This window comes from Arcicella aurantiaca, assembly GCF_003148625.1.
Taxonomy (GTDB): domain Bacteria; phylum Bacteroidota; class Bacteroidia; order Cytophagales; family Spirosomataceae; genus Arcicella; species Arcicella aurantiaca.
Map to the genome: position 1 here is coordinate 61995 of NZ_QGGO01000004.1, position 14222 is coordinate 76216.

General features: G+C 34.8%; 12 protein-coding genes. 8 read left to right on the top strand and 4 right to left on the bottom strand.

Annotation, left to right across the window (positions count from 1 at the left end):
* The first annotated feature begins 108 nt into the window (after positions 1-108).
* The 7 genes from LV89_RS04750 (at position 109) to LV89_RS04780 (ending at position 8211) form a co-directional block, all read left to right on the top strand.
* Positions 109-888: an RMD1 family protein gene (locus LV89_RS04750; RefSeq protein WP_109741728.1), complete on the top strand. Its 780-nt coding sequence runs from the start codon at positions 109-111 to the stop codon at positions 886-888.
* A 234-nt stretch (positions 889-1122) separates the two neighbouring features.
* Positions 1123-3552 (top strand): TonB-dependent receptor, encoded by a 2430-nt coding sequence (locus LV89_RS04755; RefSeq protein WP_109741729.1) that lies wholly within the window; start codon positions 1123-1125, stop codon positions 3550-3552.
* Between the two features lie 64 nt (positions 3553-3616).
* Positions 3617-4069, top strand: coding sequence for a Rid family detoxifying hydrolase (locus LV89_RS04760; protein WP_109741730.1), 453 nt, complete (start codon positions 3617-3619; stop codon positions 4067-4069).
* A gap of 234 nt (positions 4070-4303) precedes the next feature.
* Positions 4304-4684: a BlaI/MecI/CopY family transcriptional regulator gene (locus LV89_RS04765; protein ID WP_109741731.1), complete on the top strand. Its 381-nt coding sequence runs from the start codon at positions 4304-4306 to the stop codon at positions 4682-4684.
* 302 nt (positions 4685-4986) lie between these two features.
* Positions 4987-5493 (top strand): ExbD/TolR family protein, encoded by a 507-nt coding sequence (locus LV89_RS04770; RefSeq protein ID WP_109741732.1) that lies wholly within the window; start codon positions 4987-4989, stop codon positions 5491-5493.
* Positions 5494-5686: 193 nt separating this feature from the next.
* Entirely contained in the window at positions 5687-7033 is a 1347-nt protein-coding gene (locus tag LV89_RS04775) for a M56 family metallopeptidase (protein ID WP_109741733.1), read from the top strand.
* A gap of 347 nt (positions 7034-7380) precedes the next feature.
* Positions 7381-8211, top strand: coding sequence for an energy transducer TonB (locus LV89_RS04780; RefSeq protein ID WP_109741734.1), 831 nt, complete (start codon positions 7381-7383; stop codon positions 8209-8211).
* A gap of 55 nt (positions 8212-8266) precedes the next feature.
* Here LV89_RS04780 and LV89_RS04785 read toward each other — a convergent pair whose 3' ends face one another.
* The 3 genes from LV89_RS04785 to LV89_RS04795 form a co-directional block, all read right to left on the bottom strand.
* The gene (locus LV89_RS04785; protein ID WP_109741735.1) at positions 8267-9148 is read right to left on the bottom strand and encodes a phosphatase domain-containing protein; all 882 of its coding nucleotides are present in this window, start codon (positions 9146-9148) and stop codon (positions 8267-8269) included.
* 269 nt (positions 9149-9417) lie between these two features.
* The gene (locus LV89_RS04790) at positions 9418-10449 is read right to left on the bottom strand and encodes a DNA polymerase beta superfamily protein (RefSeq protein WP_109741736.1); all 1032 of its coding nucleotides are present in this window, start codon (positions 10447-10449) and stop codon (positions 9418-9420) included.
* A 98-nt stretch (positions 10450-10547) separates the two neighbouring features.
* Positions 10548-11597 carry a T4 RnlA family RNA ligase gene (locus tag LV89_RS04795; protein ID WP_109741737.1) on the bottom strand — a complete coding sequence of 350 codons (1050 nt, stop codon included), beginning with the start codon at positions 11595-11597 and terminating at the stop codon, positions 10548-10550.
* Between the two features lie 119 nt (positions 11598-11716).
* Here LV89_RS04795 and LV89_RS04800 point away from each other — a divergent pair, with 119 nt between their 5' ends.
* Positions 11717-12355 carry a hypothetical protein gene (locus LV89_RS04800; RefSeq protein ID WP_109741738.1) on the top strand — a complete coding sequence of 213 codons (639 nt, stop codon included), beginning with the start codon at positions 11717-11719 and terminating at the stop codon, positions 12353-12355.
* A 44-nt stretch (positions 12356-12399) separates the two neighbouring features.
* Here the strand turns inward: LV89_RS04800 and LV89_RS04805 are convergent, their stop codons facing one another.
* On the bottom strand, positions 12400-13497 hold the full coding sequence (locus LV89_RS04805; RefSeq protein ID WP_109741739.1) for a slipin family protein: 1098 nt from the start codon (positions 13495-13497) through the stop codon (positions 12400-12402).
* Between the last annotated feature and the right edge of the window lie 725 nt (positions 13498-14222).

Here is a 14222-nt window from a genome sequence, read left to right on the forward strand (position 1 = left end):
TAACTGCTAACTGTTTAATATTCACAAATAGCTGATTACAGATTAACTGAACTACTAACTGTTAACTGTTCATTGTTAACTGATAACTGCCAACTGCCAACCCATATTATGAAAATTGAAGCCTATCAAATCTCTGAAGTTATAAACCTTAAAAAATTTAGAAATGATTATGCAAGCCAGCCCATACTATTTAATAATTCTGAGCTTTTTTATAAACGAGACGACGAAAAATATTGCTACTTATTAAGTTATGGAATTGTGGTATTTGGAGGATTTGGGGATTTAGAAAAAAGTGAATTTTTGAAGTTTGTCAAAGGATATGTCGAAAATGAAGTAGATGGAAAATATGACGAGCATTTCGATTTACAAACCGACCCTTCTGTATCAATCGTCCTAAAATATAATTCAATTACCGTTTCTGAAATCACAGACGATACCATCAGAATTGTGATGTTAAATATTGGTCAATCAGTAGCCTTAGACCATTACGAAGACCTAACTCTTGAAATTTTTAAGGATTCCAGAGAAATAACCGATGAACTCGAAAAGACAGGAACATTCAAATATTCAAAAAAAGACCTACTGAAATTCATTGGCAGAACCATCAATATCAAAAACAGTATTATTGACAATCTTTACATTTTTGATGCTCCAGATATTGTTTGGGAAAATGAACATTTAGAACGTATAGACAAAGGTTTAAAGAAAACTTTTGACCTAAAAATGCGTTATCAAGACATTGACTATAAGCTCAAAATTGTTCAAGATAACCTAACTCTTTTCACCGACCTTCTCCAAAATCGGGAATCTACCCGCCTCGAATGGATTGTTATTATTCTGATTCTTATTGAAGTTTTTGATATTTTCATCAAGAAATTTCTTGGGTAAATTACCGTTAAATAAATCTGTACAACTGAAAACGAGATTATTTACAGAAATAACATATTGAAAATTGATTTTTTTAAAGGGTTGGCAAATTTGTCAACCTTTTTTTATTCCTAAAATTGAGCCGTTGAAAGCTACAAACAGCAATTTCATCTATTTTATGTATAGACCATCCTAACATTTGAGGTAAAAACAACGACCTTTGTTTTATTTTTCTGAATATCCAAAATAACCTCAATGAAAAAATCTTTACTATCTCTCTATTGCTTCATTTTACTCATTTTTTGTTTTTGTACCAATACACAAGCACAGTCGAAAGGAACAATAAAAGCCAAAATTGTTGATGCAAAAACAGACGAACTATTAAGCTTCGCAAGTTTGAAAATTTTACAAGTTTCTGACAATAAATTAGTTACAGGAAACATTGCCAATGAAAAAGGCGAAATTTCTTTAAATATCAACTTCGGGAAATATATTGCCGAAATTGAATTTATGGGCTATAAAAATTTTAAAACGGCAGAATTTTCTCTTTCAAAAGAACAAAATATCGTTGATTTAGGAACGATAAAATTGGAAGTTTCGAGCAGTACACTTGCAGAAGTGGAAGTCAGAGCCGAAAAAAGCACCATGGTTTTGGCATTGGATAAAAAAATATTCAACGTCGGCAAAGACTTGGCAAACGCAGGTGGTTCTGCCAGCGATTTACTGACTAATATTCCCTCCATTTCAGTTGACCCAGACGGTGGCGTAAAATTACGTGGTAGCGATAATGTTAGAATTTTGATTGACGGAAAACCCTCTGGCTTAGTCAGTTTTAAGGGTGGTGCAGGCTTGCAACAATTACAAGGAAATATGGTAGAAAGAGTTGAAATTATCACCAATCCGTCTGCTCGATACGAAGCCGAAGGTATGGCGGGTATCATCAATATTATCTTGAAAAAAGACCAAAGACAAGGCTTTAACGGTTCATTGGAGCTAATTACGGGCTATCCAACCAATTATGGAATCGGAGGAAATTTGAATTATCGTCACAAAAAAGTCAATTTCTTTATCAATTACGGACTTTCATATCGTAAATCTCCGGGAAAAGGAAATAGCTATCAAGAAGCCATTGTGAATGGACAAAAAGCCATTTATGACCAATCAAGTGAAAATGAAGTGAGTGGATTAAACAACAATATTAGAGGTGGTTTAGACTATTTTTTCAGCGACAAAAGCATTTTAACGGCTTCTTATTTATTCAAAAGAAGCGATGCTCACCGCAATTTAGATATTGTTTATCATGATTTATTGGCAACAGATAAAAGTGTTTTCAGAACGACTTTCCGAAACCAAACAGAAGACGAACAAGAACCAAATTCGGAATATGCGTTGAGTTATAAGAAGGATTTTACCAAGAAAAACCATTCTCTTTCGGCTGATGTTCGTTTCTTGGATAACTGGGAACGTTCCAATCAAGTCTTTACGCAAAATGCTATTTTCAAAGATGGTTCAGCAGATAAAGCGAATACTTCTCTCCAAAATTCGTTGAACGATGAATACGAAAAACAGTGGCTCGTACAGGTGGATTACGTGCAACCAATTGGCAAAGAAGGAAAATTTGAAACAGGTGTACGCAGCAGTTTTAGAGATATGGTGAATGATTATATCGTTACACAACGCAACGAATCTGGACAATGGGCGGTGGTACAAGGCTTAAAAAACTACTTTATTTACAATGAAAATATCAACGCTTGGTATGGAATATTAGGCAATAAAACCAAGAAATTTTCGTATCAGGCAGGTTTAAGAGCAGAATGGACAGACGTAAAAACAACCTTGCGAGAAACCAACGAAGTAAATCCAAGAAAATACGCTAATTTGTTCCCAAGCGTACATTTCACCTACAATTTACCCAAAGAAAATGCTCTACAATTGAGTTATAGCCGTAGGGTAAGAAGACCTTTTTACAATGATTTAAGTCCATTTTTCTCTTTTCCAGATAGTAGAAATTTCTTTGGCGGAAATCCAGATTTGAATCCAGAATTTAGCAATGTTTTTGAATTAGGACACATTAAATATTTTGAAAAAGGTTCTATCACTTCTTCTCTTTTTTACCGAGATACACAAGGAAAAATTGATAGAATTAGAAGAGTGGATTCAACAGGTTTTTCAAGAACTCGTCCCGAAAATTTGAATGGCGAAAAAAGTTTTGGTTTAGAATTAACAAGCCAATACAACCTTTACAAATGGTGGAAGTTAGATTTTAACTTCAATTTCTTCCAAGCTGATATTGACGGAAGTAATATTAGCGAATTATACAAAAGAAAAACAGTAAGTTGGTTTGTACGCCAAACTTCAAGATTTACAATTGCTAAAAGTTTTGATTTACAAGTAAGAGGAAATTATGAAGCTCCACAAAAAACGGCACAAGGCGAACGCTTAGCATTATACTATGTTGATTTGTCGATGAGCAAAGAAGTTTTTGGCGGCAAAGGAACGTTAAATTTTAATATAACCGATTTATTCAATACTCGAAAAATGCGTTATACGACGCAGGGAGACACTTTTTATTCAGAAGGAATGTCGCAATTTAGAATTCGACAAATAAATCTGACGCTCAATTATCGTTTCAATCAATCTAAAAATGCGAAGAAAGTTAAAAGTTTAGTGAGCGACGAAGGTTAATTGCAAAACTTTTTGAATCTCAAAAGTGAAAATTGTAAATTGATAAGTAAAAATAATAACAACTATGAAAGCATCCTTTTTATCAATCTTATTCCTTTTCACTTCTTTGGAAATTATCGCTCAAAATAAAGAAATCATCAAAACCGACAAAGCTCCTGTGCCAATCGCTCCGTACAGTCAAGGGATTAAGGCAAACGGATTTTTATTTGTTTCTGGTCAAATTGGCTTAAATCCAACGACTCGAAAATTAGTTGAAGGCGGTGTAGAAGCAGAAACGGCACAAATTATAGAGAATATCAAAGCTATTTTAACGGCAGGTGGGGCAAAATTAGAAGATATTCTGAGTACCACAATTTATCTAAAAAACATAGATGATTTTCAAAAAATGAATACTATTTATGGCAAATATTTTACGTCAAACTTCCCTACTCGTAGCACAGTTGCCGTTTCTGGACTTGCAAGTGGTGCCAATATTGAGATTACTGTAACCGCATTATTACCACCTCGAAGAAAATAATGAAGTAAATGGAGATTAGTTATTGGTAATTAGAAAATGGAGAAATTGTAATTGTGAGATAACTTTTGAAAATCTATTTAAAGAAAAGAGCGGTTTAAAACCGCTTTTTTTATGCTTTTTATAAAAATATTTCAAAAAACTAAACAAATAGTTTGTAAACTAAAATATTAGTTATATGTTTGTTTCAGAATTAACAATTAAGGTATCACAATCAGCATATAAAAGCATAAAATCATGCAACCAGAAAGAGAACTTACTAAAGCCGAAGAGCAGATAATGCAGGTGCTTTGGCAAATAGAAAAGGGATTCGTTAAAGACGTTTTAGACGAATTGCCAGAACCAAAACCTGCTTATAATACGGTTTCGACCATTATCAGGATTTTGCAGGAAAAAGGATTTGTCAGTCATAATGCTTACGGAAAATCACACGAATATTTCCCGATTGTGAGCAAAGAAAATTACAGTTCTTATGCTACCGAAAAATTAGTAGAAGGTTATTTTGAGAATTCGTTTTCAAGTCTTTTCTCATTTTTCTCTAAAAAAGGAAAAATCGACGTAAAAGATGCTGACCAAATTTTGGCGATGATTAACAAAATGAAGGAAGAAGAAAAGTAACACGGACAGCCTTGTCCGCAAAAAACATTTATGGAAAAACAGATTCTTCTGCATCTACTAAATAAAAAGGGAAAAGCTTTTCATAATTGTCTTTAGTTCACACAATCATAAAAATTACTGAGTACAGAAATCAAACACTAAATTAGTTCTACACCAGTTAAAAAATATATTTAGACAAACTTCCCGAAAGTTTTAAAACTTTCGGGAAGTGAAATCGGATTAACTAAATTAGTTCTACAACAGTTCTATTTGTGAGTAAAATCACAACTCACTCATTCACAATTCACAACTAAATTAAAAACATGGCTGAAATATCTGCATCCGACCAAGCCCCAAAAGGCAAAAAACGTAGCCACAAATTATCTACTAAAATCGACATGACCCCGATGGTAGATTTAGGCTTTTTATTGATAACATTCTTTATGCTAACTACTTCGCTGATGAAACCTGTGGTTATGCAACTGAATATGCCTGATAAAACTGATAGAGGATTAAGCTCTCCTGTGCGTTGTTCTGAATCATTAAATGTAGTAATTGATGCCGACAACAAAGTGCATTATTATCAAGGAACAGAGTGTAATCCAACAGTAAAAACAACTGATTTTTCTGACAAAGGTATTCGTGAAGTTTTATTTGATTATAAACGAAAAATTGGTGAAGCTTTTACCGTTGTCATCAAGTCAACCGACAAAGCCAAATACCGCAATATGGTAGATTTATTAGACGAAATGGTCATCACCAATAACAAACACTACGCTATTGTGGGGATTACGAAGGAAGATGAAAAACTATTAGGTATTAGGTATTAGGTATTAGGTATTAGGTATTAGGTATTAAAAGTGAATTGATATATTTTAAGTTCATTTTCATTCATTTATTTTCTTGAAAATAATAATCTAAATTTTACACTCAATCACTAATTCGTTAAATCACTAAATTATTCCCTTAATCACAAGCTCCATAAATCTCTCAATTATTCATTCTATAAATCACAAATAAAATATGAACTGGCTCAATTACCTCCTCCAAGTGAATTTATATTTGATTTTATTCTACGGTTTTTATCGCCTTTTGTTGCGTTCAGAAACGTTCTTTAACCTCAATCGTGGCTACTTGGTGGCATCGGCAGCGTTGGCTTTTTTCATACCATTGATGCAGTCGGAATGGGTACGTAGTTGGTTTGTGACTGAACAAGTTTCGCAGACGATAGAGGTATTTTATGACCCGCAAATTTTCTATGTTGCCGTTAAAAAACAAGCTCATTCTCTCACTTTGGGCGATTTTATGGCGGTATTTTACATCATTGGAATTCTTGTAGGTATTGCCCGTTTCAGTGGAAATTTAGTTTATCTCGGCAAAATGATGAAGCTAAAAACAACTCAGAAAGACTCAAAACAAGCTTTTTCGTTTTTCAATATGCTATTCGTAAGCAAAGAGTTAAAGCAACGTTCTACCATTATGAAACACGAGTTTGTCCATATTCGTCAGTTACACTCTGCCGATGTGATGCTGTTTGAATTAATTGCGATATTCAACTGGTTCAATCCTGTTGTGTATTTCTACAAAAACTCAATAAAACACATTCACGAGTTTATTGCAGACGAAGTGGCAAGTCGTAACGAAGCCTCAAAGGCGGACTATGCGATGCTTTTATTCCAAGAACAATTTGGCGTACAAGCAATTCCGTTAACCAATAATTTCTTTAATTCTTCCCTTTTAAAAACAAGAATAAAAATGCTACAACAAGAACGTTCAAACCAAACGGCTTTGATGAAATACGGACTCATCGCACCTCTTTTTATGGTGATGATTGTTGTTTCGTCGGCAACATTGGCGAACAAAGAACTAAAGAATATAGAATCAAAAATTGATGGAATCACAGATTCACATTTAGAAGAAGTAACCGTCAGAAAATCAGCCAGAGAAGTATTGGCAGAGGAAGGTATTGACCTATCTAAAGCACTGATTATCAGCCCTGCCTTGGTTGATGAAGTAAAAACGTTTCAACAAAGTAAACAAGATACAAATAAGGTTTTTAATGCTGTTGAACAACAAGCTGAGTTTCCGGGAGGAATGGAGGCATTTGCCAAATATTTACAAGACAATTTAAAATATCCAGAAGCTGCTCAAAAAGCAAAAATTCAAGGAAAAATTTATGTCCAATTTGTTATCAATACAGATGGCTCTGGCGAAAATTTTGAAGTTTTGAAATCTACCGAAAATGAGAGTTTAGACCAAGAAGCTTTGAGAGTTTTGAAGTCAATTCCTAAATGGGAAGCAGGCAAACAAAGTGGTAAAAATGTAAGAAGCCGTTTTACGATACCGATTAATTTCCAATTATCGAAATAAACTGTTTAAACTAAGATTTATGAGATTAAATGATTTTAAGATTAAACATTGTTACAGATATTCCTAAAATCATTTAATCCTGTTAATCTTGGTTCAAATTTAAGATTAAACATCGTTGCTAATAATCCTAAATTCATTTAATTCTATCAATCTTAGTTCAAACAAAAAAGAAAATCATTTAATCAACTTAATCTCAGTTCAAACAAATTAGCTCCCCCACCCCAACAAGTGGGGATTTTAAAACCCTAAATCAACTAAATAGATAGTTTATTTACCCTGCCCTGCTTGGGCTTTTTTAAAAATTAAATCAACTAAAGAAATAGTTAAACTTCAAACAATAATCAATCATGGAAAATCACCAAGAAAATCTCGAAACATTGGAGGACATTGTTTTCCAAAATCGTAACAAAAGCTATGGAGCTTACATTTTACGAGCTGACTACCAAAACGTTATCAGAAAATCCTTAATTATTGGCATTGGACTATTTTGTTTGGCAATACTTACACCTATGCTTTGGGCAAAAGTGGATAAAGATATAAGAAGAGAAGTAATTGCAGATGTGTTAGTTATGGAACAACCTCCAAAAGAAGAAGTCAAACCCATCGAACCTGTTACTCCTCCTCCACCAGTTGAACCAGAACCGCAAGTGAGAAGTCAAGTAAGATTTATGGAACCTGAAATTGTTGATGATTCCAAAGCAACGGAATTACCTCCCGACCAAGATGTTTTGAGTGAAGCAACAAATATCGGAACGCAAAATATTATTGGCGTTGACGAACCAATCCCAACAGAAGACCCCGACGCTAATAAAGCATCTCAACCAGAAATGCCAGTAGCCGTTAAAACAGAAGAAAGTAATCAAGAATTTATAACGGTTGAGCAAAATCCAGAATTCATGGGTGGAATGGAAGCATTAGCGAAGTTTTTACAGAAAAACCTACGTTATCCTACCTCTGCCGCCAATGCTAATGTAGAAGGAAAAGTTTTCATGCAATTTGTAGTTGGGCAAGATGGAAGTATCACCAAAGTTGATATACTGAAGGGAATCGGTTTTGGTTGTGATGAAGAAGCACAGAGAGTAGTAAAATTGATGCCAAAATGGTCGCCCGGAAAACAATCAGGTAGAGCTGTTGCAGTAAGATTTACTTTACCAATTAGTTTTCATTTATCTGAGTAACGTAACACAGACTTTAGTCTGTTTATTCTACATACAGACTAAAGTCTGTGTTACGTCAAAAGTCTCCATAATTAACTTGCAGACATAATAAACCCAAATCTAAACGCCATAAATCAACTACTTGATTTCGGTCATCTAATACGAATTGTACGAAAAACTGTCCTTTGACGTGTTTTTCGTACAATTCTTTTTTTATGATGGCATCTTTTCGCACATCACCCGCAGAACGCATATACAAGGCATTGTACGGAATTTTATTGTACGATAACCAATTCATAGTTTGACTTCTCGCACTATCTTCTCGCCCCGACATTAAAATTATTTTCACCCCTTTTTCATGGTACATTTTCACGATTTCTGCCACAGGAGTATTTAATAAATCTGTCTCGCAACGTTTGGTATCAAATGGACTTCGGTCGTGAATAATGGCTAATGTTCCATCAATATCACAAAGAATGGCAGGTGGTAAAGTATCGTCTTGTTCTTGATAATGTGGTCCACGTTCATCTTTCAGAATGTGTTGTTTATACATTCGCATAATTACGTCTCGACCTACTTTTTTCTCCCGTTTTTCGTCTCGTTCCAAACATTCTTCCAGCGACGTATCAAAACCTTTTATCTCAATATGTACTTTATCGCCCGAATCTTTCATGTATTTTTGAACGACTTGCGTAATTCTTTCAATTGGTCTATCTGACAAATTGGTATCGTCAATCACCACGTGCTTTCCTTCTTTCAAAGCCTCCACGAGCATAAAATCACGGACACGCTCCACAAACTTTTCGTTGGGATTACTATGTACCGAATTATCCAACATCGCCCGTAATTCGTCTTTATTCAGTCGTTTCCAAACGTGCGGATTTTCAGTTAATAAATTTTTCGCATAAGTGGATTTCCCGCTTGCAGGCAACCCACGTAGTATTAATAGTTTTTTCATTATGTTTTATTTTAAGGAGTGAAGGAGCAGAGGACGGAGGAACAAAGGAGCAAAGTAGTAAATGCTTAAACTTTTTTCTTTGCTCCTTTGTCACTCCGCCACTTTGTTACTATGCTCCTTTGTCACTCCGCCACTTTGTTACTCCGCCACTTTGTTACTATGCTCCTTTGTCACTCCGCCACTTTGTTACTATGCTCCTTTGTCACTCCGTTACTTTCTTACTATGCCACTTTGTTACTATGCTCCTTTGAAACTTTGCTCCTTTGTCACTATGCCACTTTGCTCCTCACCCCCAACAACAACTCATTCACAAAATCCTTATCCACATCATCGGGCAAATCACTTTTTTCAAAGTAGGAATTTAGCTTTAAAATATCCGCTTCGGCTTTTTCCATAAAGCGTTCCAAATCAATTTCTCCTCTACGAATTTTCAATAAATCTTGGGCATTTGGTCTCCTGACGATGATTGTTTTTTGTTCGGCAATCTCCAAAGCCATGTCCAACAACCGCTGACAATGCAAGAGATTTTTGCCGTCAATTTGCTGTCCATGACTCTCAATATCTACATACCGTTGCGTATTTCGATTTTTCAGCCAATCGGTATATTGCACAAAATCCTTGCAATGGCTTGAATAGCCTTCCTTATTAAAATACAAAATCGTTAAATCCTTCTCCCCTATCGGTACAGAACTTAGCCTGACATTGTCCCCATTTTCAGCCATAATTCCCCGATAACCCAATTGTTTGGAAGCATCATAATAAAAGGCGTAACAATCTTTAAAATGGGCTAAATTGACCAATCCACAATGTTTTTCTTCTAAATTATTCTCGGATAAAAAGCTTTCTAAAGGTAAGGTTTTCCCATTTTGATAAATAAAGCAAAAATCCATCAATGACTTCCGAACCATTTTATCCTTTTCCCAATTCATCTTTTTATCCAAACCTTTTGCTTTTTTTATTTGGGCAACGGCATAACCGCCAAAAGAATGTAAACATTTCTTTGTCAAGAACTTATCACGATTTTGGAGAATTAAATCAAAGGCTGGATGTTTTTCGATAATGCAATCTTCGGGCATAAAAAGCAATTCCAACATCGTAGGATTAGCCGATTGAAGCAACTGCAAAAACCGCCGAACCTCATAATAACATTCGTCCTTACTAACTTCAATTTGTTCTTTGTAACCAAAGCCCACCAACTCACGGACAGGCTGAATGTACACACCTTTATGGTCCGTATCCGACCCAACGGTATTTGTCCCGTATGCTTGACTACCTACTATGGTTTTAAATATTATGTTCATTTTCTCGAATTAAAAATAGACCACAGATTTTACTGATTGAACTGATTTAGTTTAACATTTTATCCGCTTAAATCCGTCTAATCTGTAAAATCTGTGGTCTAATAAATCTCATCAAATTTATCAACAAAAGGTTTTTGATAATCAGGTTTAATGATTTTCCAGATTAATTGGTCATAAGGCTGTTCGTCCAACATTTTGAATAAAACTGAAGGATATTGACAAGTTTGAAAATACATAGCGGTCGCTTTTCTGTCTTCCAAAACCTTAAACTCTTGCTTGGATTTCGTTTCAATTTCGGCAAATTTTTCTAAGAATTTAGCGTGCGTAGCTTTTACCCAATCATAAAATTCATCGGGAACTCTATCCAAAAATGGTAATAAATCTTGTCCTGTTTTCAAATATTCCCAAATACTCAAAGTAGAAACTTGCGAAATTATTCGATGAATTCGTTGGTATTCCTCAAATTTAACTTTTAGTCGATACCCACTCTTAAATTTCACGACAAATCCTTCTTTGTTATCTTCTTCTAATTGTTTCAATTTAGATAAATCGTTTAACCCATTGTATCGTTTGACTATTGGAAAATATTGTTCTTCAGAAGACGTTGCAGGCAACGTCTCTACGTTGGTTTCTTCGCCTGTTTGGGTATCAACAATTGCTAATAAAACCAATTTACGCTCATTTCCATAATCCAAAACAATACGGTTTTCGGGATAAATAATCTCGAATAAATACGTTTTTGATTTATCTAAAAGCGGAATTACCTCAGCATATTGCGTATGAAGCATTTCCGTTGCTACCTCCGACTGCTCACTCGTAAACGACCCACGAGTAGCGATATGTGGTTTGTCATCAAGCCAATACAAAATCCCCAAAGAGCCGTCCATTTTCTCAAAAACTTCAAAAGGTTCATTCGGAATTTCTTGATTTTCATGCTCACCCAAATTAAAGAACTTCTGAAACGGACGAGCCACGACTTGATAATTTCCATCCAAAATCAAGCCCCGACAAGCCAAAGTCCACTCATTCCAAACACGGTCGTATTGAGCTTTTTGCGAATAATTATAGATATATAAATCTGCCGTTGGATGTTTATTGACAATGATGTAGTTATCGGCAATTAGTTGGTTTAGTTGTTTGGTGTTCATGTTGTTTGATTTGATGATACAAAGCTAAAAACCCACTACGCAGTCTATTTGCGTAATTATAATTTTATTTTAATTACCTTCAAAAATCCGTAATTTCGTATAAATAACAAATCAAGAAGATGGAACAAATTAGTAAATTACCTTTGGATACTGATTCAATTTTAGTGCATTTCAATTTACCACGATTACGAGAAGGTAAATTGATTGACGAGTGGGTTACTGCCAAAGGTGTACTAAACTCAGGAGAATCTGAACGAATCGAAAAACTTTACCGCAAAGCCTTAAAATCTGGTGATGGTTGGAATGAGGAAGAGCTAAAAATGAAATTCATTAGTCTGCTTTTCGATTTGGCTGATATTGAAGAAGAAGACAAGATTATTTCATTCTACGAACGTCCAATGAATGCAACTTTCAATGGAACTAAAATCGGCGTAATTTGTGATTGTCTTTTAGCTTCTCCTGCGGGAATTTCGACTCCAAAAACGCCCTATTTTTTCCTCCAAGAATTTAAAAAGCAAAAAGGAGATAGCAACGACCCCGAAGCACAAATGTTAGCGGCAATGTTGGTTGCTCAATACAAAAACGCAGATAATAAACCCATTTATGGAGCATGGTTAGTGGGTAGTATTTGGAACTTCACACTTTTACAAGGAAGTGAATATTTTGTAAGCCATAAATTTGATGCTTCTAATTTAGAAGATTTAACCCAAATTGTATTTATCCTTCGTAGATTGAAAGAACTGATAAAAAGTCGCTAATATTTTGATAATGGCTAATTACAAAATCATAATTAGCCATTATTCTACCTAACAGGACTAAACATCGCCTTCATTTGTTCCAAAAACTGCCCTCCGCCCGAAACCGAAATATTATTGATTTTGTCGGCAATTTTCTCCACGTATTCCATTTCTTTCAATTTGAATAACATATCGTTTTCTTCCATCAATTTTGCCGTATTCAATAAGCTACGAGTTGACGCCGTTTCTTCACGTCTCATAATGATGTTGGCTTGTGCTTTTTTCTCAGCCACCAATACCTGATTCATAATTTCACGCATTTCTCCCGGTAAAATAATATCACGGATTCCACAGTTCAAAACCTCTACGCCCAAAGAAGTCGTTTTGGTAGCAAGTGATGTCAAAATCGCAGGAGCGAGAGATTCTTTCTTCTCCAAAAGCTCGTCTAAAGTCAATGTTCCCACAAATTCACGCAATGCCAATTGTACCAAAACATACAATTGTTTTTCGTGGTCTTTGTTCTCCAAAGCCGCTTTTACAATGTCTGTAACTTTGTATTGAGCATAAAAATTGATTCGTAAAGAGGCTTTGTCTTTCGTCAAAATCTCTTGTCCCGACAATTCTATTTGCATTTGGCGAGTATCAATTTTAGCTACGTGAATCGTAATATTGTTTTTCCACCAATAATAAGTTCCGCCTTCTAAAAGTCGCTCAAATTTGCCATTAACAAACAATAACGCCTTTTCATGCGACTCTACGACGTATCCACGAATGTACGCTCCCAATTTATTCACCAATATATTTGCAGGAATTTCTTCCGTAATTTCAATTTTGCTCGTATCAACACGCACGAATTTATAGGTTATAATCCCTTTCCAGAAAGCGTATTTCCCAGCCGTCAAGATAGTTTTAAACAAACCGTTTTCGTATTGCAAAACAATTTCATTATCCTGAACTTCAACGACTTCCAATTGAGTTTTTAGCGTTTCGTCTTTCAATAAAATATCTAAATGCACAGACGAAACAAAAGGCTGTGTCATGTCAAATTGTTGTAGATTTTCAAAAGGCATTAACCAGTGATTTCCTTCTGAAATAGCTTTTTTATAAGCTCCATTTTTGAATACTAAGCCCATTTTATAGGCGTTAATTGTTACATATTTCATCGTTTTATTTGTTTTCGTTTTTTAAAAACAGTCAGATTAATCCATTTATCGAAAACGGAATCTGATTTTAGTAAATAATTGTTGAGTAGTTTTTAAAATTTATTAGCAATCGGCTTTCAGAATTTTATCAATGTTTATGACATTAATTTTCATTGTAACCAAAAGCTAAATTCAATTAAAAAGTACAAACCAATCACATTACGGTATCCATCATTTTCAGGCTTTTGGCAAATTGTAAATCATTCTTTGGGAAATCATTACGCAGACCAATCTGAACTGTTTTTTAATCCTTGGAATCCACTTGAAAGAGTGGTGCTTTACCAACTTAGCTACGTCAATCACTCGACGGCAGGATTCGAACCTGCGATTTTCTGTTACTCTACCAGACTGAGTTATCTCATTGCTGAGAGAAGGATTCGAACCTCCGACAAACAGGTTATACATCAAACAATAAACCTTCGATAGCATATCGGCAATTATTATCCCGACACTACGTGGCTATACAGAAACCAACATTGTTAATCAACCATGATTATTAATTTGATGATACAAAGTTGAAAACCTACTACGCAATCTATTTGCGTAGATAAAAAATAATTTAGATATTTATAAAAATTCACGATTTGCGAATTGCGAATCGTGAATTTATGACATACAGATTTTAACAGATAAATAAAAATCCTTTTAAATCTGCGTTGCTTGCATCAGCGTAATCTGCGTTCTAA

Excerpts from the sequence above, each read along its gene's own strand:
- LV89_RS04750 (WP_109741728.1), top strand. The coding sequence starts at position 109 with ATGAAAATTGAAGCCTATCAAATCTCTGAAGTTATAAACCTTAAAAAA.
- LV89_RS04755 (WP_109741729.1), top strand. The coding sequence starts at position 1,123 with ATGAAAAAATCTTTACTATCTCTCTATTGCTTCATTTTACTCATTTTT.
- LV89_RS04760 (WP_109741730.1), top strand. The coding sequence starts at position 3,617 with ATGAAAGCATCCTTTTTATCAATCTTATTCCTTTTCACTTCTTTGGAA.
- LV89_RS04765 (WP_109741731.1), top strand. The coding sequence starts at position 4,304 with ATGCAACCAGAAAGAGAACTTACTAAAGCCGAAGAGCAGATAATGCAG.
- LV89_RS04770 (WP_109741732.1), top strand. The coding sequence starts at position 4,987 with ATGGCTGAAATATCTGCATCCGACCAAGCCCCAAAAGGCAAAAAACGT.
- LV89_RS04775 (WP_109741733.1), top strand. The coding sequence starts at position 5,687 with ATGAACTGGCTCAATTACCTCCTCCAAGTGAATTTATATTTGATTTTA.
- LV89_RS04780 (WP_109741734.1), top strand. The coding sequence starts at position 7,381 with ATGGAAAATCACCAAGAAAATCTCGAAACATTGGAGGACATTGTTTTC.
- LV89_RS04785 (WP_109741735.1), bottom strand. The coding sequence starts at position 9,148 with ATGAAAAAACTATTAATACTACGTGGGTTGCCTGCAAGCGGGAAATCC.
- LV89_RS04790 (WP_109741736.1), bottom strand. The coding sequence starts at position 10,449 with ATGAACATAATATTTAAAACCATAGTAGGTAGTCAAGCATACGGGACA.
- LV89_RS04795 (WP_109741737.1), bottom strand. The coding sequence starts at position 11,597 with ATGAACACCAAACAACTAAACCAACTAATTGCCGATAACTACATCATT.
- LV89_RS04800 (WP_109741738.1), top strand. The coding sequence starts at position 11,717 with ATGGAACAAATTAGTAAATTACCTTTGGATACTGATTCAATTTTAGTG.
- LV89_RS04805 (WP_109741739.1), bottom strand. The coding sequence starts at position 13,497 with ATGAAATATGTAACAATTAACGCCTATAAAATGGGCTTAGTATTCAAA.